Annotated in this window: 19 protein-coding genes; 6 read left to right on the top strand and 13 right to left on the bottom strand. The window is 72.0% G+C overall.

What is annotated here, in order from left to right; translation table 11 throughout:
- Positions 1-8: 8 nt before the first annotated feature.
- Complete coding sequence (gene dacB, locus AB0J53_RS11580; RefSeq protein WP_364171177.1) at positions 9-1,430, bottom strand: D-alanyl-D-alanine carboxypeptidase/D-alanyl-D-alanine-endopeptidase; 1,422 nt, start codon at positions 1,428-1,430, stop codon at positions 9-11.
- A gap of 85 nt (positions 1,431-1,515) precedes the next feature.
- On the opposite strand from dacB, the gene AB0J53_RS11575 reads away from it, so the two are divergent.
- A complete protein-coding gene (locus tag AB0J53_RS11575) occupies positions 1,516-2,010 on the top strand; it encodes an inorganic diphosphatase (RefSeq protein ID WP_219501356.1) in 495 nt (164 codons plus the stop codon).
- Positions 2,011-2,013: 3 nt separating this feature from the next.
- Here AB0J53_RS11575 and AB0J53_RS11570 read toward each other — a convergent pair whose 3' ends face one another.
- The 6 genes from AB0J53_RS11570 to AB0J53_RS11545 form a co-directional block, all read right to left on the bottom strand.
- Entirely contained in the window at positions 2,014-3,111 is a 1,098-nt protein-coding gene (locus AB0J53_RS11570; protein WP_364171175.1) for an NlpC/P60 family protein, read from the bottom strand.
- 59 nt (positions 3,112-3,170) lie between these two features.
- Entirely contained in the window at positions 3,171-4,607 is a 1,437-nt protein-coding gene (locus tag AB0J53_RS11565) for a sigma-70 family RNA polymerase sigma factor (RefSeq protein ID WP_219501352.1), read from the bottom strand.
- A 101-nt stretch (positions 4,608-4,708) separates the two neighbouring features.
- A complete protein-coding gene (locus tag AB0J53_RS11560; RefSeq protein ID WP_364171173.1) occupies positions 4,709-5,509 on the bottom strand; it encodes a hypothetical protein in 801 nt (266 codons plus the stop codon).
- Positions 5,510-5,573: 64 nt separating this feature from the next.
- Positions 5,574-7,184: an ATP-binding cassette domain-containing protein gene (locus AB0J53_RS11555; RefSeq protein WP_364171171.1), complete on the bottom strand. Its 1,611-nt coding sequence runs from the start codon at positions 7,182-7,184 to the stop codon at positions 5,574-5,576.
- Positions 7,185-7,245: 61 nt separating this feature from the next.
- Positions 7,246-8,649: a serine hydrolase domain-containing protein gene (locus tag AB0J53_RS11550; RefSeq protein WP_364171169.1), complete on the bottom strand. Its 1,404-nt coding sequence runs from the start codon at positions 8,647-8,649 to the stop codon at positions 7,246-7,248.
- Positions 8,650-8,683: 34 nt separating this feature from the next.
- On the bottom strand, positions 8,684-9,247 hold the full coding sequence (locus AB0J53_RS11545; protein WP_364171167.1) for a hypothetical protein: 564 nt from the start codon (positions 9,245-9,247) through the stop codon (positions 8,684-8,686).
- A 110-nt stretch (positions 9,248-9,357) separates the two neighbouring features.
- On the opposite strand from AB0J53_RS11545, the gene AB0J53_RS11540 reads away from it, so the two are divergent.
- From AB0J53_RS11540 to AB0J53_RS11520, 5 genes are all read left to right on the top strand, one after another.
- The gene (locus AB0J53_RS11540; protein WP_364171165.1) at positions 9,358-10,533 is read left to right on the top strand and encodes a DUF4185 domain-containing protein; all 1,176 of its coding nucleotides are present in this window, start codon (positions 9,358-9,360) and stop codon (positions 10,531-10,533) included.
- Positions 10,533-11,543, top strand: coding sequence for a DUF4432 family protein (locus AB0J53_RS11535; RefSeq protein WP_364171163.1), 1,011 nt, complete (start codon positions 10,533-10,535; stop codon positions 11,541-11,543). Before AB0J53_RS11540 ends, AB0J53_RS11535 begins: the two co-directional genes overlap by 1 nt.
- Positions 11,540-12,310 (top strand): SDR family oxidoreductase, encoded by a 771-nt coding sequence (locus tag AB0J53_RS11530; RefSeq protein WP_357583076.1) that lies wholly within the window; start codon positions 11,540-11,542, stop codon positions 12,308-12,310. The genes AB0J53_RS11535 and AB0J53_RS11530 overlap by 4 nt, the downstream gene beginning before the upstream one ends.
- A 110-nt stretch (positions 12,311-12,420) precedes the next feature.
- Positions 12,421-12,840, top strand: coding sequence for a peptidase inhibitor family I36 protein (locus AB0J53_RS11525; RefSeq protein ID WP_219501326.1), 420 nt, complete (start codon positions 12,421-12,423; stop codon positions 12,838-12,840).
- A gap of 65 nt (positions 12,841-12,905) precedes the next feature.
- Complete coding sequence (locus tag AB0J53_RS11520; RefSeq protein ID WP_357583074.1) at positions 12,906-13,697, top strand: hypothetical protein; 792 nt, start codon at positions 12,906-12,908, stop codon at positions 13,695-13,697.
- 16 nt (positions 13,698-13,713) lie between these two features.
- Here the strand turns inward: AB0J53_RS11520 and AB0J53_RS11515 are convergent, their stop codons facing one another.
- From AB0J53_RS11515 to AB0J53_RS11490, 6 genes are read right to left on the bottom strand one after another with little or no spacing between them, the layout of a single operon-like run.
- Positions 13,714-14,946, bottom strand: coding sequence for an enolase C-terminal domain-like protein (locus AB0J53_RS11515; protein ID WP_219501322.1), 1,233 nt, complete (start codon positions 14,944-14,946; stop codon positions 13,714-13,716).
- Positions 14,943-17,948: a hypothetical protein gene (locus AB0J53_RS11510; RefSeq protein WP_364171160.1), complete on the bottom strand. Its 3,006-nt coding sequence runs from the start codon at positions 17,946-17,948 to the stop codon at positions 14,943-14,945. Before AB0J53_RS11510 ends, AB0J53_RS11515 begins: the two co-directional genes overlap by 4 nt.
- The gene (locus AB0J53_RS11505) at positions 17,948-18,757 is read right to left on the bottom strand and encodes a carbohydrate ABC transporter permease (RefSeq protein WP_364171158.1); all 810 of its coding nucleotides are present in this window, start codon (positions 18,755-18,757) and stop codon (positions 17,948-17,950) included. Before AB0J53_RS11505 ends, AB0J53_RS11510 begins: the two co-directional genes overlap by 1 nt.
- A complete protein-coding gene (locus AB0J53_RS11500; protein WP_308125629.1) occupies positions 18,754-19,596 on the bottom strand; it encodes a sugar ABC transporter permease in 843 nt (280 codons plus the stop codon). The genes AB0J53_RS11505 and AB0J53_RS11500 overlap by 4 nt, the downstream gene beginning before the upstream one ends.
- The gene (locus AB0J53_RS11495; protein ID WP_364171156.1) at positions 19,593-20,843 is read right to left on the bottom strand and encodes an ABC transporter substrate-binding protein; all 1,251 of its coding nucleotides are present in this window, start codon (positions 20,841-20,843) and stop codon (positions 19,593-19,595) included. The genes AB0J53_RS11500 and AB0J53_RS11495 overlap by 4 nt, the downstream gene beginning before the upstream one ends.
- 17 nt (positions 20,844-20,860) lie before the next feature.
- Positions 20,861-21,562, bottom strand: coding sequence for a FadR/GntR family transcriptional regulator (locus AB0J53_RS11490; protein WP_219501308.1), 702 nt, complete (start codon positions 21,560-21,562; stop codon positions 20,861-20,863).
- Between the last annotated feature and the right edge of the window lie 21 nt (positions 21,563-21,583).

The raw sequence follows: 21,583 nt of genomic DNA, 5'->3' as shown, positions 1-21,583 counted from the left end.
GTTTCTCGTCAAGACCGCGCGACGATGGCGGCCAGCCTGTCGAGCACGGGTTCGGCGTAGACGGGGACGCGGTCGGCCAGGAAGGCGAAGGTGACCAGCCTGCCGTCCTTGGTGGTGGCGAGTCCGGCGAGCGTGTTGACGTGGTTGAGGGTGCCGGTCTTGGCCCTGACCAGGCCGACCTGGCCTTTGCTGTCGGCGCCGGTGAAGCGGCGGCCGTTGCCGAGGGTGCCGGTGAAGCCGGCGATGGGCATGCCGGAGGCGACGGCGCGCAGCTCGGGGTGCTGGGGTGAGCCGGCGAGGGCGATGGCGCGGGCCATGGCGGAGGCGCTGATGCGGTTGCGGATGGACAGGCCGCTGCCGTCGGACACCTGGACGCCCTTGGTGATGCCGAGCCGGTGGAGCACCTGGGGGACGGCCTTGGCGAGCCCGGCGAACGAGCCCGGCTGGCCTTCCTTGATGGCGACGTGCCGGGCGAGGGCCTCGGCGAGGTCGTTGTCGCTGAAGGTGAGGGTGTGCTCGACGAGGGCGTAGATCGGCGCGGATTCGACCCTGGCCAGCTCGGCTGCTCCGGCGGGGGCCTTGCCGGGGCGTACGGACCTGGCGGCGCTGATGCCGTGCTTGCGCAGGACGCCGGCGAAGGCGGCGGCGGCGTGGGCGGCCGGGTCGGCGACGCGGGGCTGGCGCTGGCCGGGGATCTGGCGGCCCTCGTCGATGGTGAGGGCGTGGACGGGGGCGACCTCGCCGTCGGGCACGTAGTTGGGCTTCCAGCCGGGCGCCTGGACGGGCCCGGTGAACAGGGAGGCGTCGTAGGTGAGCGTGACCTTGGTGACGCCGCGGGCCTTGAGCGCGGCGGCGGTGCGGGAGGCGAGCGTGGTGAGCGACGCCTGGTCGGTGAAGTCGCCGGGCCTGGCCTGGGGGCCGCGCAGCATCGGGTCGCCGCCGCCGACGAGCACGATCGCGTTCGCGGAGCCGCCCTGGAGGACGCGGGTGGCCAGGCGGGTGTCGGGGCCGAGGGAGGCGAGCGCGGCGGCGCCGGTGACGACCTTGGTGGTGGAGGCGGGGGTGATGCCGGTATCGGGGTCGGCGGCGAAGATCTGCTCGCCGGTCGTGACGTCGACGACGACGGCGCCGACGCGCTTGCCGAGCGCTTCGTCACCCAGCGCATCGGTGAGCTGCTGCGTCAAAGTACCCTTAGTCGGGAGAGGTCCGTCTCCTGACCTCGCCGGAAGCTGGGCCAGCACAGGCCCGGCGGTGACCACGGGGACGGGGGGAACCCCTTCGGGAGACGCGCTCGTCTCGGCCGGTGACGGCCGCCTCGTCAGCGCGCTCAGGTCGAGGTCGTTGTTCATCGCATAGACGCCGGTGACGATGGTCACGACCTGCAGCATGACGAGAGTGGTCAGCATCACCCACCGCTCGTGCCGCGCCACGTCGCCTGACCTCTCTCCTGGTGTTCGCCTACGAGACATTAACGCCCGCCCGGGGGTGCCCGGGGGGCCGAGCGGAGGAACCGCGGTGGAGTTCGACGTTGTCGTTGAGATTCCCAAGGGGCAACGGAACAAGTATGAAGTGGACCACGAGTCCGGCAAGATCAGGCTGGACCGGCTGCTGTTCACCTCCACGCAGTACCCCGCCGACTACGGCTTCATCGAGAACACCCTCGGTGAGGACGGCGACCCGCTGGACGCGCTGGTGCTGCTGCAGGAGCCGACGTTCCCGGGCTGCTACATCACCTGCCGGGCGGTCGGCATGTTCCGGATGACCGACGAGAAGGGCGGCGACGACAAGGTCCTGTGCGTCCCCGCCACCGACCCGCGCATGGCGCACATCCAGGACATCCACCATGTCCCGGAGTTCGACCGGCTGGAGATCCAGCACTTCTTCGAGGTCTACAAGGACCTGGAGCCGGGCAAGTCGGTCGAGGGCGCCAACTGGGTGGGCCGCATGGAGGCGCAGGCCGAGATCGAGCGCTCCTTCCAGCGGGCCAAGGACGAGGGCCACGGCCACTGACCTTCAGCGGGGCCTGGTGGCGCCCACCAGGTCCCCTCGCCACATCGACGCGATCCGCACGACGTCGCCGGTCTGCGGGGCGTGCACCATGAGCCCCGGCGCGACGTACATGCCCACGTGGTGGATGGTCGACGGGTCGTTCTTGTCGTAGCCGAAGAACAGCAGGTCGCCGCGGCGCAGCTGGTCGAGCGGCACGTGCGGCCCGGACGTCCACTGGGTGCCCGTCCAGTGGTCGAGCCGCACGCCGGCCCGCTCCCAGGCCCGCATGGTCAGGCCGGAGCAGTCGTAGCTGGCGGGCCCGTCGGCGGCCCACAGGTAGGGCTTGCCGAGCTGGGTCAGCGCCCAGTTGGCGGCCACGTCGCCCATCGAGGAGCCGCTGGAGAGCGGCACGTGCCCGATGCGGGTCTGCCGCCGCCTGGCGAGCAGTTCGGCGCGGGTGCGGGCGGCGTCGACGAGCCGTTGCAGCTCGTCGCGCCTGGCTCTGAGCTCCTTGGTCTCGCGCCGCTGCCGGGCGACCGCCTCCCGGGCGGCGATCTTGGCGCGTTCGGCCGCCTCGGCGGCGTACTGCTGGGCGGCGTGCACGCTCGCGGCGTGCGTGGTCAGGATCTCGGCGACCTCCTCGGCGTCGCGCAGCCGGGTGAGCAGCAGGCCGCGCTCGCCGCCGAGCTGCCGCAGCAGCCCGGCCCGGTGCAGGTAGCCGTCGTGGTCGCCGTGGTCGTTGAGCATGCCGAGGTATTCGGCGGGCAGCGGCAGCCCGCCGTAGCTCTGGGCGGCGAGCATCGCCACCGCCTGCCGGGCCCGCTCGACCTCCGTGGTCGCGGCGCCCTGCCGCGCGGCGGCCTCCCGGTGCGCCTGCTCGGCCTGGCGGAGCCGGACGACCTCCCCGTTGTACGCCTCCACCAGCCGCTCGGCCTCGGCCGCGAGCCGGTCGAGCCGCCCCTGCGCCTCGGCCAGCTCGGCGCTTGCCGTGCCGAGCTCCTTCGCACGATCCCGTACGGCCTGCCGCGCTCTGGCGACGTCACGCGGCCCCGGTTCGGCGTGAACCGGCGGGCACAGCGCGACGACCAGGGTGGCGACCAGGAATCCGGCTCTGACGTGCATAGAATCCCCCTGCGGTCACTCTATGCACACACTTCCCAACAGTAACGAATGCCACACTCTCAGCTCGTTACAGAGGGTGATACCGACTCGGTGGGGGTCGCCGTGGCGGGCGGCGTGGCGGTGCTCGTCGGCTTGCCCGTCGGTTTCGCCGTCGGTTTCGGGGACGGTTTGGGCGACGGCGTGGGCGTCGTCGGCGTGGGCGCCGGGGTGGGGTCGGGCTGCGGTGACGGCATCACCGGCGGCTTGCCGGAGGGACGCGGCTTGCCGGGCGGCGGGGTCACCGGGTCGACGGGGTGGACCGGGTCGAGCGTGGGGTCGCCGAGGTCGGGGCCGGTCGGGGGCGGGGTGCTCGGCACGGGCTCGGGGTCGCCGCCGATCGGGGTGAAGACGGGCGGCTGCGGGCTGGGCGTCTGCTGCCCGGCCGTCGCGGGGGTCACGCCGAGCGGGCGGGTGGCCGTGCTGTCGACCTCCACGCTGCCGGGCACCTGCCGCCGGTCGGACCAGGGCAGGGTGAGGCCGGGCGGCTCGCCCTGCGGCGGAAACGCGACGGAGGCGACGCCGGGCAACCCGCCGACCTCCTTGCCGAAGTAGTCGAAGATCGTCGCTATCGCCACCAGGGTCGCGACCGCCGCCAGCGCGCCTGCCAGCGCCCGAGGCCACTTGCGCGGCCCCCGCTCGACGGCAACGGGAAACCCGGCGGCGTCCAGCGCCTCCGAGCGCCTGGCCACGTAGCGCCGGTAGAGGTGCAGCTCGGGGTCGACGAAGCAGCTCAGCACCCGGACCCTGAGCACGTCGGGCAGCGTGATCTGCGGCAGCAGCTCGTAGACCTTGGCGGCCGACACCTGGCGGTTGCGGTGCGGGGCGCAGGTCTCGCAGCGGGCCACGTGGGCGACGAGCTGCTCGCGCATGCCGGCGGTCAGCTCGCCGGCGAAGCCGGTGAGGATGCGGGCCCGGCGCGGGCAGTCGTAGGGGCCCTTCCTGGCCAGGAACTCCACGGTGATGGCGTCGCGCAGCCGGTCGCGGGCGGCTTCGTGGGCCGTCTCAGCCTGGCGGGCGGTGACGCCGAGGACGGCGGCGACGTGCGGCATCGGCAGCCCGTGCCGGGCGTTCAGCTCCAGCGTCTCGCGGTCGGCCGTGGGCAGGCTCTGGACGGCGTTCCAGGCCACGACCCGCAGGTCGGCGTCGTCGGGGTCGGTGATCTCGGGCGCCTCGGCCAGCGTCTCGCCGGCGTCGGGCAGGTCGGCCATGCGCCTGCGCAGGCACTCGCCGCGGGCCAGCGCGTAGAGCCAGGGCCGCAGCAGGTCGGGGTCGGACAGCGCGGCGGCGTGCGCCTCGGCGGCGATCAGGGCGTCGCGGAGCGCGACCTGGGCGCTGTCGGTATTGCGCAGAAGGGTCCAGCAGTAGCGGTAGATGCCTTCGGCGTAGGTGTCGTACAGGACGGCCACGGCGCCCGGGTCACCGGAGCGCAGGGCCTCGACCAGGTCACGGTCACTCATGTAACCGAAGGTAATGGATTGGTAACTTGTAGTTCTACCGATTCCGCGGGATAAACATAGGTTGTCGCCAGCCGCTTTTACGATTTATCGCATTAATTGGGTTATTGCGCCCGGGCTTTCAACGCCTGGCTGCCCCGGTCGATCTGGAACGGCTCCGTGGTCGGCTTGACCGTGTGCATCGGCACGATCCCGCCGAGCGCCAGATCCTCGTACGGCCTGCCGGTCGAGCCCCACGTGCGGGCCGTCACCTCGGTCCGCCCCACGGCGCTGCCCTGCGGGAGCCCGGTGATCGTCAGGATGAAGCGCGGCGGGCTGCCCGCCTTCACGTCGTCCACGAACGTGCTCCCGCCGCCGAGCAGCTTGCCCGCCTTGTCCCGCAGCAGCGCGTTCACCACCAGGCTGCCCGCCGGCACCTGGTACGGGTTCGACACGTACCCGGTGATCAGGTACGAGCCGTCCTTCTGGCGCAGCGTCTGCACCCGCGACACCGGGAACGGCCGGAACGCCGAGGCGATCCTGGCCGCCATCCGCCACTGGGCCGGCCGGTAGTCGATGCTCACCTTGACCGGCTTCTCCGACGCCCCGGCCTCGCCGGTGAACACCAGCGAGCCGCCCGGCGGCACCGCGTCCAGCGGCTGGTCCATCCGCACGACCTCGCGCCCGGCGGCGTCCTTGCCGACGACCGTGGCCACCACGTGCTCGCCGAAGTGCCACGGGTTGCGGTTGGTCAGCACGCCCGCCCAGTTGACGGTGTAGCCGCCGGCGGACTTGACCACGTTCGACGCCTGCTCCTTGAGCGTGAGCGGCTTGAGCTGCTGTTGCGGACGTTCCTCCGACGAGCACCCGGTGAGGCAGATCGCCCCGAGTGCGAGGAGGCTGACGGTTCGGCTACGCGGGATCACTTTGCCGTGATAACCCGTTCATGGGTACGGCAGGTCCGGGACACGCGCCTGCCGTACCAAAGCTTTAACGCGCCCGTACGACCCGCTTTTCATCCCAGACCGGCTCCGGCGCCTCGTACACCACCCCGTCGGACCCGAACACCAGGTAACGGTCGAAATCCGCGGCGAACCAGCGGTCGTGGGTGACCGCCAGCACCGTGCCGTCGAAGGCGTTCAGGCCGTCCTGCAGCGCCTCGGCGCTGGCCAGGTCGAGGTTGTCGGTCGGCTCGTCCAGCAGCAGCAGCGTGGCGCCGGACAGCTCCAGCAGCAGGATCTGCAGCCGGGCCTGCTGGCCGCCGGACAGCGTGTCGAAGCGCTGCTCGGCGACCAGCCCGGCCAGCTCGTAGCGGGCCAGCGCCTTCATGGCCTCGTTCTTGAGCTTGGCGTGCTCGGTCATCACGATCTCGACCGGGGTGCGGCCGAGCAGGTCGGGCCTGGCGTGCGTCTGGGCGAAGTGGCCGGGCACCACGCGGGCGCCGAGCCTGGCGACGCCCGTGTGGGCGACCGGCTCGCCGGCGACCAGGCGCAGGAAGTGGGACTTGCCCGAGCCGTTGGAGCCGAGCACCGCGACCCGCTCGCCGTACCAGATCTCCAGGTCGAACGGCCGCATCAGGCCGGTCAGCTCCAGCCGCTCGCAGATGACCGCGCGCTTGCCGGTGCGGCCGCCCCGCAGGCGCATGCTGATGTTCTGGTCGCTGGGCGCCTGCTCGGGCGGCCCCGCCTCCTCGAACCTGCGCAGCCGCGTCTGGGCCGCGTGGTAGGGGGCGGCCATGCCGTCGTTGTAGCGCGCCTTGTTCTTCAGCATGTTGACCAGGGCCTTGAGCTTGGCGTGCTCCTCGTCCCAGCGGCGGCGCAGCTCGTCGAGGCGCTCGTTGCGGGCCCTGCGGGCCTCGGCGTAGGTGCCGAAGCCGCCGCCGTGGATCCAGATGTTGCCCGACTCGACGGTGACGATCCGGTCGGCCGCGTTGGCGAGCAGCTGCCGGTCGTGGCTGACCAGCAGCACGGTCTTGGGCGTCTCGCGGAGCTGGGCCTCCAGCCACTCCTTGCCCGGCACGTCGAGGTAGTTGTCGGGCTCGTCGAGCAGCAGCGTCTGGTCGGGGCCGCGCAGCAGCGCCTCCAGGACGAGCCTCTTCTGCTCGCCGCCGGACAGGGTGGACACGTCGCGATATTTCACGTTGTCGTACGGCGCGCCGAGCGCGGCCACCGTGCACGTGTCCCAGAGCACCTCGATCTCGTAACCACCGGCGTCGGTGTAGTCGCTGATCGCCTGGGCGTAGCGGAGCTGCGCCTTCTCGTCGTCGCGCTCCATCATGACCAGCTCGGCCTTCTCCAGCCGCGCCGCCGCCTCCCGCACCGCCGGCGGGGCCACGCTCAGCAGCAGGTCGTGCACCGTGCTGCCGTCACGCACGCTGCCCACGAACTGCCGCATCACCCCGAGCCCGCCGGAGCTGGCGACGCTCCCCTCGACCGGCTGCAGGTCCCCCGCGACCAGGCGCATGAGCGTGGTCTTGCCCGCCCCGTTGGGCCCGACGAGCGCGGCCTTGACCCCCTCGCCGATCCGGAAGGACACGTCGTTGAGCAGCGGCCGCCCGTCGGGCAGCACATACGTCAGGTGGCCGACCTCGACGTGTCCCATGGCATTTCCCCTCCTACGGATCCCCGCGCAGGTTACACGCCGGTTTCAGCACCGGTCATCCCTATTTCCCCGCCCCCCGGAGCCGTACCGCGCTGACCAGCCGGGCGGCCACGACCACCGCGCAGCCGATCGCGGTGATCACCAGGCAGAGCGTGAACGTCGGGTAGAGGTAGGCCACCTGGATCCACATGATGTCGGCGCCCCGGGCCAGCACCCGGAAGATCGGGGCCAGCGCCGCGCACAGCGCGATCGGCGCCAGGTAGGGCAGCAGCCGCCACCGCTGCCGTCCCCTGCGCCGCGCCGCCCAGCGGCGGGAGCGCGCCACGCCCCGCGCCGCCAGGGCCGCGGCCCCCGCGCCGGCCAGCAGGAAGAGCGCGTCCGTGACCAGGGTCGGCGGCATCGGGGGAACCTCGGGCGTGCCTCCCTCGACGAGGGCGACGAGCCCGTCCAGGAGCGCGCGGGCGTCGCCGAAGGCCATGCCGGTGTTGGCCATGACCGCGACGCCGTAGCCGGAGCCGGGCATGAGGAGCTGGTAGGCCGTCGAGGTGAACAGGTCGCCGCCGTGCTCGAGGACGGGCGTGCCGCGCCCGGTCCGGCCGAGCGACCAGCCGAGCGCGTACGAGTCGTTCAGGCGGGAGGGGGTGCGCATCTCCTTGACGCTCCCGGGCGACAGGATGCCGCCCTGCTGCGCGATCAGCCAGCGGGCCATGTCGGCGGCGGTGCTGAGGACGCCGCCCGAGCCGTTGCCGAACCCGGCCGGCTCCGGCGCCGGGACCGCCCGGCCGAGGACCATCAGGTGGCCGCGGGCGCTGCCGGGCAGGTCGCGGTCGGTGTCGATGGTCGTGCTGTTGCGCATGCCGAGCGGCTCGAACACCCGCTCGCGCAGGTAGCCGGCGAACGGCCGGCCGCTGACCACCTCGACGAGCCGGGCGGCGACCTGGTAGTTGGTGTTGTGGTAGCTGTAGCGCGTGCCCGGCTCGGCGGCGAGGCGGGCCGTCCTGAGCCGCGCCACGGCGCCCTCCAGCGTGCCGGGCTGCGGCAGGCTCTTCTCCCGGAAGGCCGAGTCGGCCATGCCCGACGTCTGGTCGAGCAACTGCCTGACGGTGATCTTCGCCGCCCTCGGGTCCGCCATCGCGAACTCGGGCAGATAGCCGCGCACCGGCCTGTCGAGCTCGACCAGGCCCCGTTCGACGAGCTGCATCACGGCCAGCGAGGTGAACGACTTGCTGACCGACGCGACGGCCATCGGGGTGTCGGCCGTGACCGGCTCACCGGCCGCGGTCCGGCCGTACCCGGCGGCGTGCACGACCCGCTCGCCCCTGGTGACGGCGACGGCGACGCCGGGCAGCCCCGTCGCCTCCTGGTAGCGCGTCACGAACGCGTCCACGGCCGCCGGTGTGACCTGGCCGGGCGGCGGCACCGGCGAAAGGGCGAGACAGAGCGCGATGACGAAATTTACTGACACGTACAGAAAGCTTGGTACGCCCCCTGCCCCGCGACTATTGCGGAACCCCGCCGTCTTCCTTACGGGGAACCGCCACCGTGGCCAGCCAGGCGACCACGACCAGCGGCGTGGCCTCGGCGGCCAGGAGGGTCTGCAGCCCCAGCGGTGTCGTCCCGGCGGCCACCGGCCGGACCAGCAGGATCAGCAGCGCACCCGTCCACGCGAGCGCGGGCAGGACGGCCTGGCGGTCAGGCGGCGCGCCCCGGGCGGCCAGGAGCAGCAGCGCCGCGAGCGCCAGCGCGCCCGCCGACGCCCAGTGGACGGCGTCGTCCTCGAAGGGCCCGCGCGGAAGGCCCAGCCTGGCGGCGAGGCCCACGAGGACGAGGACGACACCGGCGGGGCGCAGCAGCCGGGGCGCCCAGAGGGCGAGCAGCGCGAGCGCCACCGGCAGTGCCGGAGCGAGCCAGGGGCGCACCTGCTCGCCGGCGAGCGCCGGGGTGAGGGGCGCGTAGGCGAACCAGCCGAACGACTCCGGCCTCGGCATCAGGCTGCCCAGCAGGGTAGGGACGGCGGCGGCGAGCACGGCGGCACTGCGGAGGACGGCGGTGGTGCGGGACATCGCGGCTCCGGCGCGGTCGGGGGATCTGCCAGGAGCCTAGCCGGGCCTAGACAACAAGTGATCTAATCACTAGAACTGTACGGGAGCCCCCACCCCCAAGGACGTGTGCGATGGCGCGACTGCGTTCAGCCAGATCTGCCCTCCTGTCCCTCGTCGCCGTGACGGCCCTGGCGATCGCGCCGCAGCAGGCCGTGGCGGCGCCGCCGAAGCCGGTGCCGTCGACGGCCGCCGCCGTCCCCGAGCAGCCGGCCACGCCCTCCCCGTGCGCCCCCGCGTTCCGGGGGACGACGATCGACCAGCGGCTGACCAGCCTGTTCACCAACTACGGCAACGACAACAGCCGCCTGGACGACTGGACCGGCGCCGACGGCACCTACTCGGTGCGGCTGCCGAACGGCCGGGAGGTGTGGGTGTTCTCCGACACGTTCCTGGGCCGGGTCAACCCCGACGGCAGCCGCCCGCCGGTCGTGGAGGAGGGCGGCACGACGGTCTTCCTCAACAACTCCTTCGCCGTCGAGCGCGACGGCAGGCTGCGCACCATCCACGACGGCACGGCGGCCGCACCCACCGCCGTGATGAAGCCCCGCGACGGCGACCACTGGTTCTGGGCCGGTGACGCGACGCTCGCGGGCGGCCTGCTGGAGGTCACCTACCAGGAGTACGAGCGCTTCGGCCCCGGCGCGTGGGACTGGCGCTGGCATCGCAACGTGGTGGCGCGCTTCCCGCAGGGCCGGTTGGAGCGCCCGGTCAGCGTGCACGACCTGCCGTCAGGGCACGGCGTGGCGTGGGCCTCGGCGATCCTGAAGGACGGCGGCCACACCTACGTCTACGGCGTGGAGGACCTGGGCGGCACCAAGTACATGCACCTGGCCAGGGTGAAGGGGCAGAGCCTGCTCGGCGAGTGGGAGTTCCGCACGGCCGGCGGCTCCTGGTCGAGGGACGAGGCGGATTCGGCGAGGCTGATGGCGGGCGTGGCGAACGAGTACAGCGTCAGCAAGGTCGGCAACGGCTATGTCCTGATAACTCATGACACGACCGAGGCACTCAGCGCCAAGATCGTCGCGTACGCCTCCTGCTCCCCGACCGGCCCGTTCACCGGCAAGCAGGTCGTCTACACGACCCCCGAGACAAACGGCAACATCTTCACCTACAACGCCCACGCCCACCCCGCCATCGAGGGAGACGGCCTGGTGGTCTCCTACAACGTCAACAGCTTCGTCAACACCGACCACTACCGCGACGTGTCCATCTACCGGCCGCGCTTCCTCAACGTGAAGTTCGGCTGATGCGCAACTGGGCGGCGCGGCTGCGCCAGGGCACGCTCGACGGCATCGACTGCGTCACGCTGGAGAACGAGCTGCTGCGCGTGACCGTGCTGCCCGGCAAGGGCGGCGACGTGGTCGAGTTCCTGCACAAGCCGACCGACACCGACTTCGTCTGGCTGTCGCCGCAGGGTCTGCGCGACCCGCGCGAGCACCTCCAGGGCGCCGCCGACGACGTGGCCCCGTTCGCCGACCACTACGAGGGCGGCTGGCAGGAGGCGTTCCCCAACGGCGGCGCGCCCAGCACGTACCGGGGCGCCCGGCTGGCCCAGCACGGCGAGGTCTCCGGCCTGCCGTGGCGCTGCGAGGTCGTGGCCGACTCCGAGCAGGAGGTCGCGATCCGCCTGACCGTGCGCACCAGGCGGCTGCCGTACCGGATGGAGCGGACGATGCGGCTGCGGCCGGGCAGGGCCGCGCTGGAGGTCGAGGGGCGGGCGGCGAACGAGTCCGGCGTGGCGCTGCACGCGATGTGGGGACAGCACCTCGTGTACGGGGCGCCGTTCCTCAAGGCGGGCGCCCGGATCCGGCTGCCGGAGGTGGTGCGCGTGATTCCGCACGACACGCCGATCAACCCGCTCGGGCGGCGGGTGCGCGCGGGCGGGCCGTGGGAGTGGCCGGTGGTCCCGGCCGACGGCGGCGGCACCACCGACCTGAGCGTCGTGCCCGCGCGGGGCGGACCGAGCGACATCGTCTACCTGACCGGGTTCGGCGACGACGGGTGGTACGAGCTCGGGGCCGGGCCCGGCATCCGGGTCGCCTGGGACGCCACGCTGCTGCCGTATCTGTGGATGTGGCAGGAGCTCGGCGCGAGCGCGGACTACCCCTGGTGGGGCCGGGCCTGCGTGCTCGGCCTGGAGCCGTTCGCCGGTCTGCCGACCGACGGGCTGGCGGCGGCCGTGGCCAACGGCACCGCGCTCGTCCTGGAGCCGTACGAGACCAAGACGCTGAAGTGGCGCGCGGAGGTGCTTGCGTGAGGGAGTTCGACGGGAAGGTGGCGCTGGTCACCGGCGGTTCGACGGGCATCGGGCGGGCGGTCGTGGACCGGCTGGCCGACGGCGGCGCGTCGGTGGTGTTCTGCGGGGCCGACGCGGAGTCGGCGTTCGAGAGCGAGCAGGTCACGGGCGTGGTCGCGGACGTGCGCCGGGCGGGCGACATGCGCGACCTGGTGGACCTGGCCGTGGCCAGGCACGGCGGCCTGGACGTCGTGGTGACGTGCGCGGGCGTGCAGCGTTACGGCACGGTGGTCGACACGCCGGAGGACGTCTGGGACGAGGTGATGGACGTCAACCTCAAGGGTGTCTTCCTGACCTGCAAGGCGGCCGTGCCCCGGCTGAAGGCGCGCGGCGGCGGGTCGATCGTGGTGATGTCGTCGGTGCAGGCGTTCGCCTCGCAGGCGCAGGTGGCCGCCTACACCGCGAGCAAGTCGGCGCTCAACGGGCTGACCAGGGCGATGGCGCTCGACCACGCCGCCGACGGCATCCGCGTCAACGTGGTCTGCCCGGGGTCGGTCGACACGCCGATGCTGCGGTGGGCGGCCGACCTGTGGCGCGGCGGCCTTTCGCAGGAGGAGCAGGTCGCCGAGTGGGGCCGGGCGCACCCGCTCGGCCGGGTGGCCAGAGCCGAGGAGGTCGCCGAGCTGGTGGCCTTCCTGGCCGGGCCGCGTTCGTCGTTCATCACCGGCGCGGAGCACCGGGTGGACGGCGGGCTGCTGGCCAGGAACCCGGCCGCGCTGCCGGAATAGCGGCGCCGCTCACTTTTACCCTCGGACGCGCGTCGATAACACAGCGCACGCGAAGCCTCACGCTAGGTTACGGGTGTTCCGAAGGACTCACCCCGATCAAGGAGACCCCTGTGAGGCTGTCCAAGCGTTTCGCCGGCGCCGTCGCCGCCGCGGCTCTGCTCACCGTCGTCGCCCCCGCGGCCACCGCCTCGGCGAGCCCCCGCTCCACCTGCTACGGCGGCAGGCTCTGCCTGTACGCGGGCTTCGACTACAACCGCGGGCAGGTCGACCACTGGCGCGACTTCGTCCACGACGACGCCAACTTCGCCGACAACAACTGGCTGACCTGGGACTACAGCAACTCCTGGCACAGCATGGACAACGAGACCAGCTCGGTCCGCAACCGCGTCGGCTGCCCGGTGACCCTGTGGCAGCACGCGTACTACACGGGTGCGCACAGCACGTTCCTGCACAACTCCAACGACGGCTTCCTGGCCAACAACGCGGTCGGCAACAACCGCGCCAGCTCGGTCGACATCTGGTGCCGCTGAGCTTTCCGGTGTCACTGAGCCGAAGCAGCGCCGGTTTCCGGATTTTTCCGGAAACCGGGCGCCGCGTGCCCCTACTCCTCGCCGCCCTCCTCCTGACCGGCTGCGCCACCCCGGAGCCGCCGCCCGGCGTCACCTCGGTGGCCGACCTGGTGCTGCCGTTCGACGCCTACAAGCCCACCCCCGGCCAGCGGGCGGTCCTGGCCAACGCGCACAACCTGCTGGTCGTGCGGTGCATGCGCCGCCACGGCGTCACCGTGAACCCGCCCGCCGAGGACGAGGAGGCCATCGCGGCGGCCGACCCCGGCAACACCCGCCGCTACGGCGTCGCCGACCCGCGCCAGGCCGCCGAGCACGGCTACCACCTGGCCGGCGGCTCGCCCGCCAAGCCGTGGACGGCCAAGCTGACCAAGGCCGCGCGCAGGCAGCTCAACGGCCGCCAGGGCTGCCTCGACCGGGCCGACGCCCAGCTCAGCCGCGACACCCCGAAGGCCGACTGGTCATGGCTGGCCCTCCAGGACTCGCTCACGCTGGAGCAGGCCGCCAGGGAGCCCGCCGTGTCGCAGGCCGTCGACCGCTGGAAGGCGTGCATGGAACGGGCCGGCCACCCCTACCCGTCGCCGGAGGCCGCCATCGCCGACCGGCGCTGGAACCTGGAGAAGCCCGAGGTCAGCGACGAGGAGAAGCAGACCGCGAGCGCGGACGTGGCCTGCAAGTGGTCCTCCGGCCTGGTCGCCGCCTGGTACGCGGCCGACGCCGACCTGCAGCGGGCCGTCGTGCGCGACAACGACCGCCGCTTCGCCGCCTTCCGCGACAACCTGGGCCGGCGGCTCGACCGGGCGACCGCCCTGCTCAAGTGACCGCCCCGCTCGACCGTCAGACGGCGACCTCGACCGACACGGAGGGGTCGGCGAAGCGCTCGTTCGGCACCCGGGCGAACCAGCCGGGCCGGCCCGGGTCGCGGTCGTACGGGTAGCCGCCGGTCTCCCGGTAGAGCTCGGCGTAGCGGGCCACCCGCTCCCGGTCCAGCCGCACGCCCAGCCCGGGCCCCTGCGGCACCGCGATGGCGCCCTCCGCGTACGCCATCCGGCCGCCCTCGATCACGTCGTCCCGCAGCTGGTGGTAGTGGGCGTCGGCCGCGTACGTCAGGTTGGGCAGCACCGCGCCGAGGTGCAGCATGGTCGCGAGCTGGATGCCCAGCTCGCCGGAGGAGTGCACGGCCACGTCCACCTGGAACGTCTCGCACACCCCCGCCGCCTTGACGCACGGCCTGATGCCGCCCCAGAACGTGGTGTCCAGCAGCACCACGTCGGCGCCCCGGCGCAGCACGTTCGCGGCGAGCTGCTCGAAGTTGACCACCACGGTGTTGGTCGCGATCGGCACCCTGACCTGCTCGCGGACCAGCCGCAGCCCTTCCAGCCCGAAGACCGGGTCCTCCAGGTAGTCGTTGTCCAGGTGCTCGATGGCCCGGCCGAACCGGACGGCCTCGGCCATCGACAGCACCGCGTTCGGGTCGTAGCGGAACCGGTCGCCGGGGAACGCCTCGGCCAGCGCCCGGTAGCACTCCAGCTCGTAGTCCGGCGGGAACACGCCGCCCTTGAGCTTGTGGACGGTGAACCCGTGGGCCGCCTTGAGCGCGCGGGTCTGCTCGACGAGCTGGTCCGGCGTGCGCACCTCGGCGTAGCCGTCGGCGGCGTAGCGGTAGAACAGGTAGGAGGCGAACGGGACGGCGTCGCGCACCCGGCCGCCCAGCAGGTCGCACACCGGCACGCCGAGGTGCTGCCCGATCAGGTCGAGGCAGGCGAACTCGACGGCGGCCAGGAGCTGCGTCCGGTTGTTGTAGAGCGAGGCCGTCGGGTTCGCGATCTTGAAGCGGAGCGCTTCGAGCTGGAACGGATCGTGGTCCTTCAGGTAGGGCACGAGCGCGCGGAACGCCGCCTCGGCGCTCTCGCCGCCGCCGCCCATCTCGCCCAGGCCGACGAGCCCGTTGTCGGCCTCGACCTCGACGATCGTGCGGACGAACCGGCCCCAGTGCGCGCCGTTGCTGTGCCGCAGCGGCGCTTCCAGGGGCACGGCGACCGTCGTGGCCCGGATGTCAACGATCTTCACAGGTCCCCCCAGACGACGGCGACCCCGCAGGCCGGGAGCCGTACCTTGACCGATTCCCCGTCCACGTCGGCAGGCCGCACGTCGTGGCCCAGGCCGGCGCTCACGCTCGCGCGGCGCAGGCCCGGCAGGGTGACCGTCACCTCGACGGGCTCGGGGGCCAGCGACTGCAGCCGTACCAGCGTGGACTCCCCGTCCCTGCCCAGCGAGGTCACCAGCACGTCCGGGTGGTCGGCCGACACGTACGTCCTGGCCGCCTCGCCGGCAGGCCCGGTGAGCAGCGCGCCCACGAACGGGTCGGTCAGCCCGGCGGCGGCCAGCGCGCCGAGCCGCCTGCCCGGGGCGCCCGCCTCGGACCTGACGGCGTAGCGGAACGTGGTCTCGCCCTGCTGCTGCGCCGGGAAGTTGGTGTCCCAGATGTTGTTGAGCGCCCACGAGTAGACCGTGCCGTCCTCCTGGTCGAGCGTCGGGGGGAACGGCGCGTACGGCATGTGGATGGTGCCGAGCTGCACCAGCGGCGCTTCCAGGGTGGCCCAGGCGACGGTCAGCTCCGGGTCCTCGAAGGCGATCCAGTGCCGGATCGGCAGCATGTACTCGGCCGAGCCGGGCACGCGCGGCACGTCAGGCCCGCCGACGCCGCCGGTCAGCTCCCAGGCCGTGGGCATCCCGGCGGCCAGCGGGAAGGCCAGGAACACCGCCTCCTTGGCCGGGGTGCCCTGCTTGGCGAGCTGGTAGGTCAGGTCGAGACGGGCGACGCCGTGGTGCAGCTCGACGGTGGTGCGCAGCCAGTCGACGCCCTTGCCGCGCAGCTCGACGACCAGCTTCTCGCCGACGGCGGTGCGCTCGGCCCTGACGATCGTGGCGTTGCCCGCGATGGCGCGGTCGCCGAGCAGGGTGCGGTCGTGCGCGCCGACGTGCCCGGACAGGTGGTTGAAGTGCGGGGCGGTGGCGTAGCGGTCGTAGACGTACTGGCCGAATCCGGCGGCGGCGTCCTGGTTGACCAGCTCGCGGCCGGCGACCTTGTCGAACACCGAGCCGATGTAGCCCTCGCGGACGTCGTAGGCGACCCGGTAGAACTCGTTCTCGATGACGCCGCCGGGGTCGAGGGCGACGGGCTCGGGGGCCTGCCGCTCGCCGCGCACGACGTCGAGTCGTACGTATCCGAATCCCGAAATATCCGGCACGACGGCGTGGATGTGCCGCCCGATCGGCCGCGTCGGCCAGTCCACCGGATCGACGTACTCCTCGTGGTGCGGCACCGTCTCCCCGGTGCGCGCGTCCACCAGCGCGATCGGCACGTCCACCGGCACCACGTCCCTGGGCAGGAACGTCCGCACCACGTCCGTCCGCGTCGCCGTCCCCGGGTTGAACACCGCGAACGCCGCCAGCGCCTCGCCACCCGAGCCCTCGGCCGACAACGCCGCCGCGAACCTGCGCACGCCCGCCTGGAGCAGGTCCGCCGCGTCGTCCTGCGCGTCGTAGGCGCCCGACGACTTGCGCGTCCACTGCAGCCCGCCCGAGTCGCCCGCCTCCTCGGCGTCCTCCCACGGGTTGGCCGCGCCCCAGGTGTGCTCGTTGAACAGCGCCACCTTGTCGTAGGCGAGCCCGATCCGCTCCCCCGCGTCCACCCCGGCCAGCGTGTGCAGCGTCTCGGCCGTCCGCAACGCCGACTGCGCCCGCCGCACGTACCCGAGCGGGCGCGCCCCCGACCCGAGCCCGTCGGCCCACCAGTCGGTCCAGTCGCCCTCGTGCACGGCCAGCCGGTCGTGGTAGCGCTCGGCCACGTGGTCGAAGAAGTCGCTGTTGACCGCCGAGCGCAACCGGGGCCAGGCCCACTGCTCGTTCCAGCGCCGCGCGATCGACGCGGGCACGATCGACGGCCCGGCGTTGTCGGCGTGCGCGCCCTGCACCCGCAGGTGCAGCACGTCCAGCTCGTACGGCTCGCGCGGCGCGTCCGGCCCCTGCCACCCGAACGTGCCCGGCCCGTACGGGTAGCCGCGCGAGGCGAGCGCGGCCAGGTAGCGCGGCAGCAGGTCGTCGGCCAGCTCGTAGGAGTCGGTCAGCCCGACCGTGTTGCCCTCCATGTACGCCATGCCGTGGGGCGTGTCGGTGAACCACACGAGCAGTTCGTTCCCGCTCGGCGCCCGCCACCGGAACGGCCTGGTCAGCTTGTCGCCGCCGTGCAGGTACGGCACCGAACGCCCGGCCCAGTTGTGCGCGGCGGCCAGGTAGCGCACGCCGGCCGCGTTCAGCGCGTCGATCAGCCCGACGACCGCGCCCGGCACGTCGGTGTGCATGGCCGAGCGGGCCGGGATGCCGTACGCCTGCCGCAGCTCGCCGGTGAAGCGGAGCTGCCGGTAGAGCTCCTCGGTCGAGCACGCCTCGGTGTGGAGCTGGAACGGCAGCGCCGTGACCTCGATGATCCCGGCGCGGGCCAGCGCGGCGAACTTCTCGACCTGCTCAGCGGGCCGGGCCTCCAGCCACTTCAGCGCGGGCATGGACGACTCGACCGACCAGCGGAACTTCGCGTCATCGGGCCAGGAGGCGGTCTCCTCGCCCAGCCGGACGGCCGCGTCCAGGTAGTCCAGGTGGTGGCGCAGCACCGTGCCCTGCGGGTCGGTGTAGCCGATGTCCAGGTGCGAGTGGTGCACGACGAACACGTTCCACTTGCGCTGCGGCCCGACCGTGATCTGCGCGGTGCCGACCACGCCGGCGTCGTCGCGGCACTCCAGCGTCAACGCGCGCGGCGCGCTCACCTCCGGCACCAGCAGCGTCACGTCGGTCCCTGAGGCGCTGTCGACGCCCACCAGCACGTGCGTGAGCGCCCGCGTGCTCGACACCCGCACCGCCTGCCGGCCGTCGTGGGTGAACAGCGGCAGCACCGCCACCCGCACCTCCAGCCCGCGCACGCTGATCACCGGCGTCGAGGTGTCGTCGCGCAGCGCCTGCCTGATCCCGTCGTAGTCCGGGGATCCGAGGCTGCGCTGCAGCAACCGGCTCGTCATCAAACACTCCCTAGAGACAGGCCCCGTGCGAAGAGGCGCTGGGTGGCGAGGAACAGCACGACCGTGGGCAGCGACACGACCAGGCCCGCCGCCAGGCCGACCGGGACGGGCGTCCCGGCGTACACGTCGGTCATCAGGCCGGCGAGCGCGGTCATGACGGGCCGCACCTCGGCCGTCTGCGTCAGCGTCAGGCCGAAGATCAGGTCGTTCCAGATGAAGGTGAACTCCAGGATGAACACGGCGGCCAGCGCGCTGGTGGCCAGCGGCAGGTAGATCCGCCAGAAGACGCGCCAGGTGGAGGCCCCGTCCATGCGGGCGGCCTCGAAGATCGAGAACGCCACCCCGCTGTAGAAGTTGCGCAGCACGAACGCGGCCAGCGGCACGTTGATCGCCGTGTAGATCAGGATCATGCCGAGGCGGCTGTCGTACAGCCCGGCGTCGCTGTAGCCGACGAACAGCGGCACGAGCAGCATCTGCGACGGGAAGACGGTGCCGCCGAACAGCAGCAGGAACCACCAGAAGCCGTGCCGCAGCCGCAGCACCACGATCGTGTAACCGGCCAGCGCGCCGATGAGCACGCCGAGCGCGGGTGACACGACGCTGTAGAGGGCGGTGCTGGCCAGGCTGGCGCCCAGGTCGGCGCCCTCCAGCGCGCGGGCGAAGTTGTCCAGCAGCGCGAAGTCGCCCGGCGGCGCCCAGGCCCGCGCCGGGTCGTACGACTCGGCCGGTCTGGAGGCGTTGACGATGAGCAGGTAGGTGGGCCCGAGCCAGATCAGCCCGAGCACGACGAGGACGGCGCGCCGGATCATCGCACCTGCCTCTTCAGGTAGAGGTAGGACGCCAGCCCCGCGACCACGGTGAGCGCCACCGCGACCGTGGAGCCGTAACCGTAGTCGCCGGCCACGAACGTCTCCTTGTACATGGTCACGGCGAGCGTCTCGGAGTTGCGCCCTGGGCCGCCCTGCGTCAGGACCCAGACGATGTCGAACGTCTTCAGGCTCGCCACCAGCGCCAGCCCCACCACGACCGCGGTGAGCGGGCGCATCAGCGGCCAGATGACGTGGCGGAACAGCCGCCAGCCGGATGCCCCGTCGAGCCGGGCCGCCTCGATCGGCCCCTTCGGGATCGACTGCAGCCCGACCACGAACAGCAGCGTGTTGACGCCGAGCTGCTGCCACGTCCACACGAGCAGCATCGCGATCGTGTTGTGCGGCGCCTTCTGCAGGAACGCGGTGTCGACGCCGAGGAGCAGATTGGCGACGCCGCCGTGCGACAGCACCGGGCTCCACACCATGGCCAGCCCGGCGCCGCTGAGCGCGTACGGGAGCATGAACGGCACCCGGTACCAGGCGCCGCCCCTGATGTCGTAGGACAGCACCGCCACCAGCAGGCCGAGGCCCACGGGCAGCGCCATCGTGCCGACGACCCAGATCAGCGTGTTGCCGGCCGAGGACAGCAGCACGGGGTCGTCGAAGAGCTTGGCGAAGTTGGCCAGGCCCGCCCATTCGGGCGGCGCCAGCCCGTCGTACCGGGTCAGGCTCAGGTACGCGGTCCACACGAACGGCGCGTAGAGCAGCCCGGCGACGAGCAGCGCGGCGGGGGCGACGTACCCGTGCCTGAACCTGCCGAGGATCGGGGCGCGCGTCACTGATGCGTGCTCCAGTACTCGTCGGCCTCCTTCTGGATCGTCTCCAGCACCTCCATGTACGTCCCGGGCTCGGTGACGAACTTGCTGAAACCGTCCAGGGCGGCTGTCAGGATGGGCGGCGGGGTGGCCTCGAAGTAGCGGTTGACCAGGCGGTACTCGCCGCTGCCCGCGTCCTTGGTGACCTGGCCGAGCGCCTCGTCCTCGATGGTGACCTTGGGGTTGGCGCTCACGTCGCCGCGGATGCCGGCCCACTTCTTCTGGGCTTCGGCGGTGGTCCACCACTTGAGGTACTTCATGCTCGCGTCGGGGTCGGCGGCCTTGGCGAGGGAGCACAGCGGGCCGCTCTCGAAGATCATCGAGGTCTTGGGCAGGCTCGCGTTCACGTTGGGGATGACGAAGAAGCCGTAGTCGGCGCCGGCTTTCATGTCGCGCTGGGTCATGCTGGTGTTGAACCAGGTGCCGAACGAGACCATCGCGGCCTTGCCGGTCTTCAGCACGTCGCCGGGGTCTGTTTTATCGCCCGGATTCATGAAATATCCGGCGTCGATGAGCTCTTTCCACTTCTCCATCACCGCGACCACGCCCGGATCGGTGTACTTCGCCTGACCCGTGGACAGCCGGTCGTACAGGTCGGGGTCCATCCCGGCCATGATCTGCTCGAACCAGACGAACGAGAACAGCACGCTGGTGTGGTAGAACGCCTTCACGTCGTGCCGCTTCAGCGTCTCGGCGATCTTGACCAGGTCCTCCCAGGTGGCCGGGGGCTTCAGGTCGTGCTCGTCGAAGATCTTCTTGTTGTAGAACATGCCCCAGTACGCGACGTTCATCGGCACGCAGTACTGCTTGCCGTCGATCGTGTAATAGGGCGCCAGGTCCTGCGACAGGTCGCCGGCCTTGATGGCCTCCTGCCAGACGGCCGTGGTGTCGGCCACCTGCTTCTGCTTGACGATCTCCTGCAGCATCCCCCCGGTCTGCCAGGTGAAGAGGTCAGGCTTGACGTTCGTGCGGAACGTGGCCTTGATGAACGCCTGATACTGCGCGGAGTCGGTGTAGCCGGTGGGCTTCACGGACAGGCCGATGCTCTGCTTGGAGGCAGCGCCCATCTCCTCGAAGTACTTGCTCCACGCGCCCTTGTCGTTGTAGAGGGTGAGCTCTGTCTTCTTCTGCGCCGTCTCGGCGCCGTTCCCGCCACAGGCGGCGAGAAGGACGGCCGCCACGCCGAGCGTGGCCACTCGTGACCGGACCATGTTCCCGGCCTCCTTGATCATTTGGGGGGGTTGTGCAACCGCTGCTCGATGACCGTCTTCACGTCCACCAGATGGGCCCGCATGCGCTCCCCGGCCAGCGCGGCGTCGCCCGCCTCGATGGCCTCCAGGATCGACAGGTGCTCGTCGTAGTCGCGGCGGCGGTCGTCGAAGATCTGCAGGATCTGGCGCTGCTCCGGCCCGTGGATCGTGAGCAGCGAGTCCACGACCTCGTGCAGCACGCTGTTGCCCGCCATCCGGGCGGCGGCCCGATGGAAGGTCATGTTGGCGTCGTGCAGCTCGGCGTCCTGGCCGCGCAGGTGGTCGCCGGCGGCGGCGAGCACCCGCTTGAGCGCGGCCAGTTCCTCGGGCGAGCCGCGTTCGGCCGCCATCGCCGCCAGCGGCGGCTCGATGACGATCCGGGCGTCCAGCAGGTCGAGGAGCTGGGCGCCGTGCATCTCGCGCATGTTGGGGTTGGGCAGCACGAGCCGCTCGATCGCCGCCCCGACATAGATGCCGGAGCCGTGCCGCAGCTCGATGGCCCCGGTGGCCTCCAGCCTGCGCAGCGCCTCGCGCAGCGTCGGGGTGGTGACGGCGAAGCGCTGGGAGAGCTCCCTGGTGGATGGCAGCCGGTCACCCGGCCGGTGCCCGCCCGCGTGGATGAGCTCCAGCATGCGCTCGGTGAGAGCGTCGGAGAGAGTGGGCCGTGCTACCTCGGACATATCAAGTGATCTAATCACTTT

It is taken from the genome of Nonomuraea sp. NPDC049725 (assembly GCF_040674795.1).
In the GTDB taxonomy this organism is placed as follows: domain Bacteria; phylum Actinomycetota; class Actinomycetes; order Streptosporangiales; family Streptosporangiaceae; genus Nonomuraea; species Nonomuraea ceibae.
This window is presented reverse-complemented; position numbering and strand designations above follow the sequence as displayed.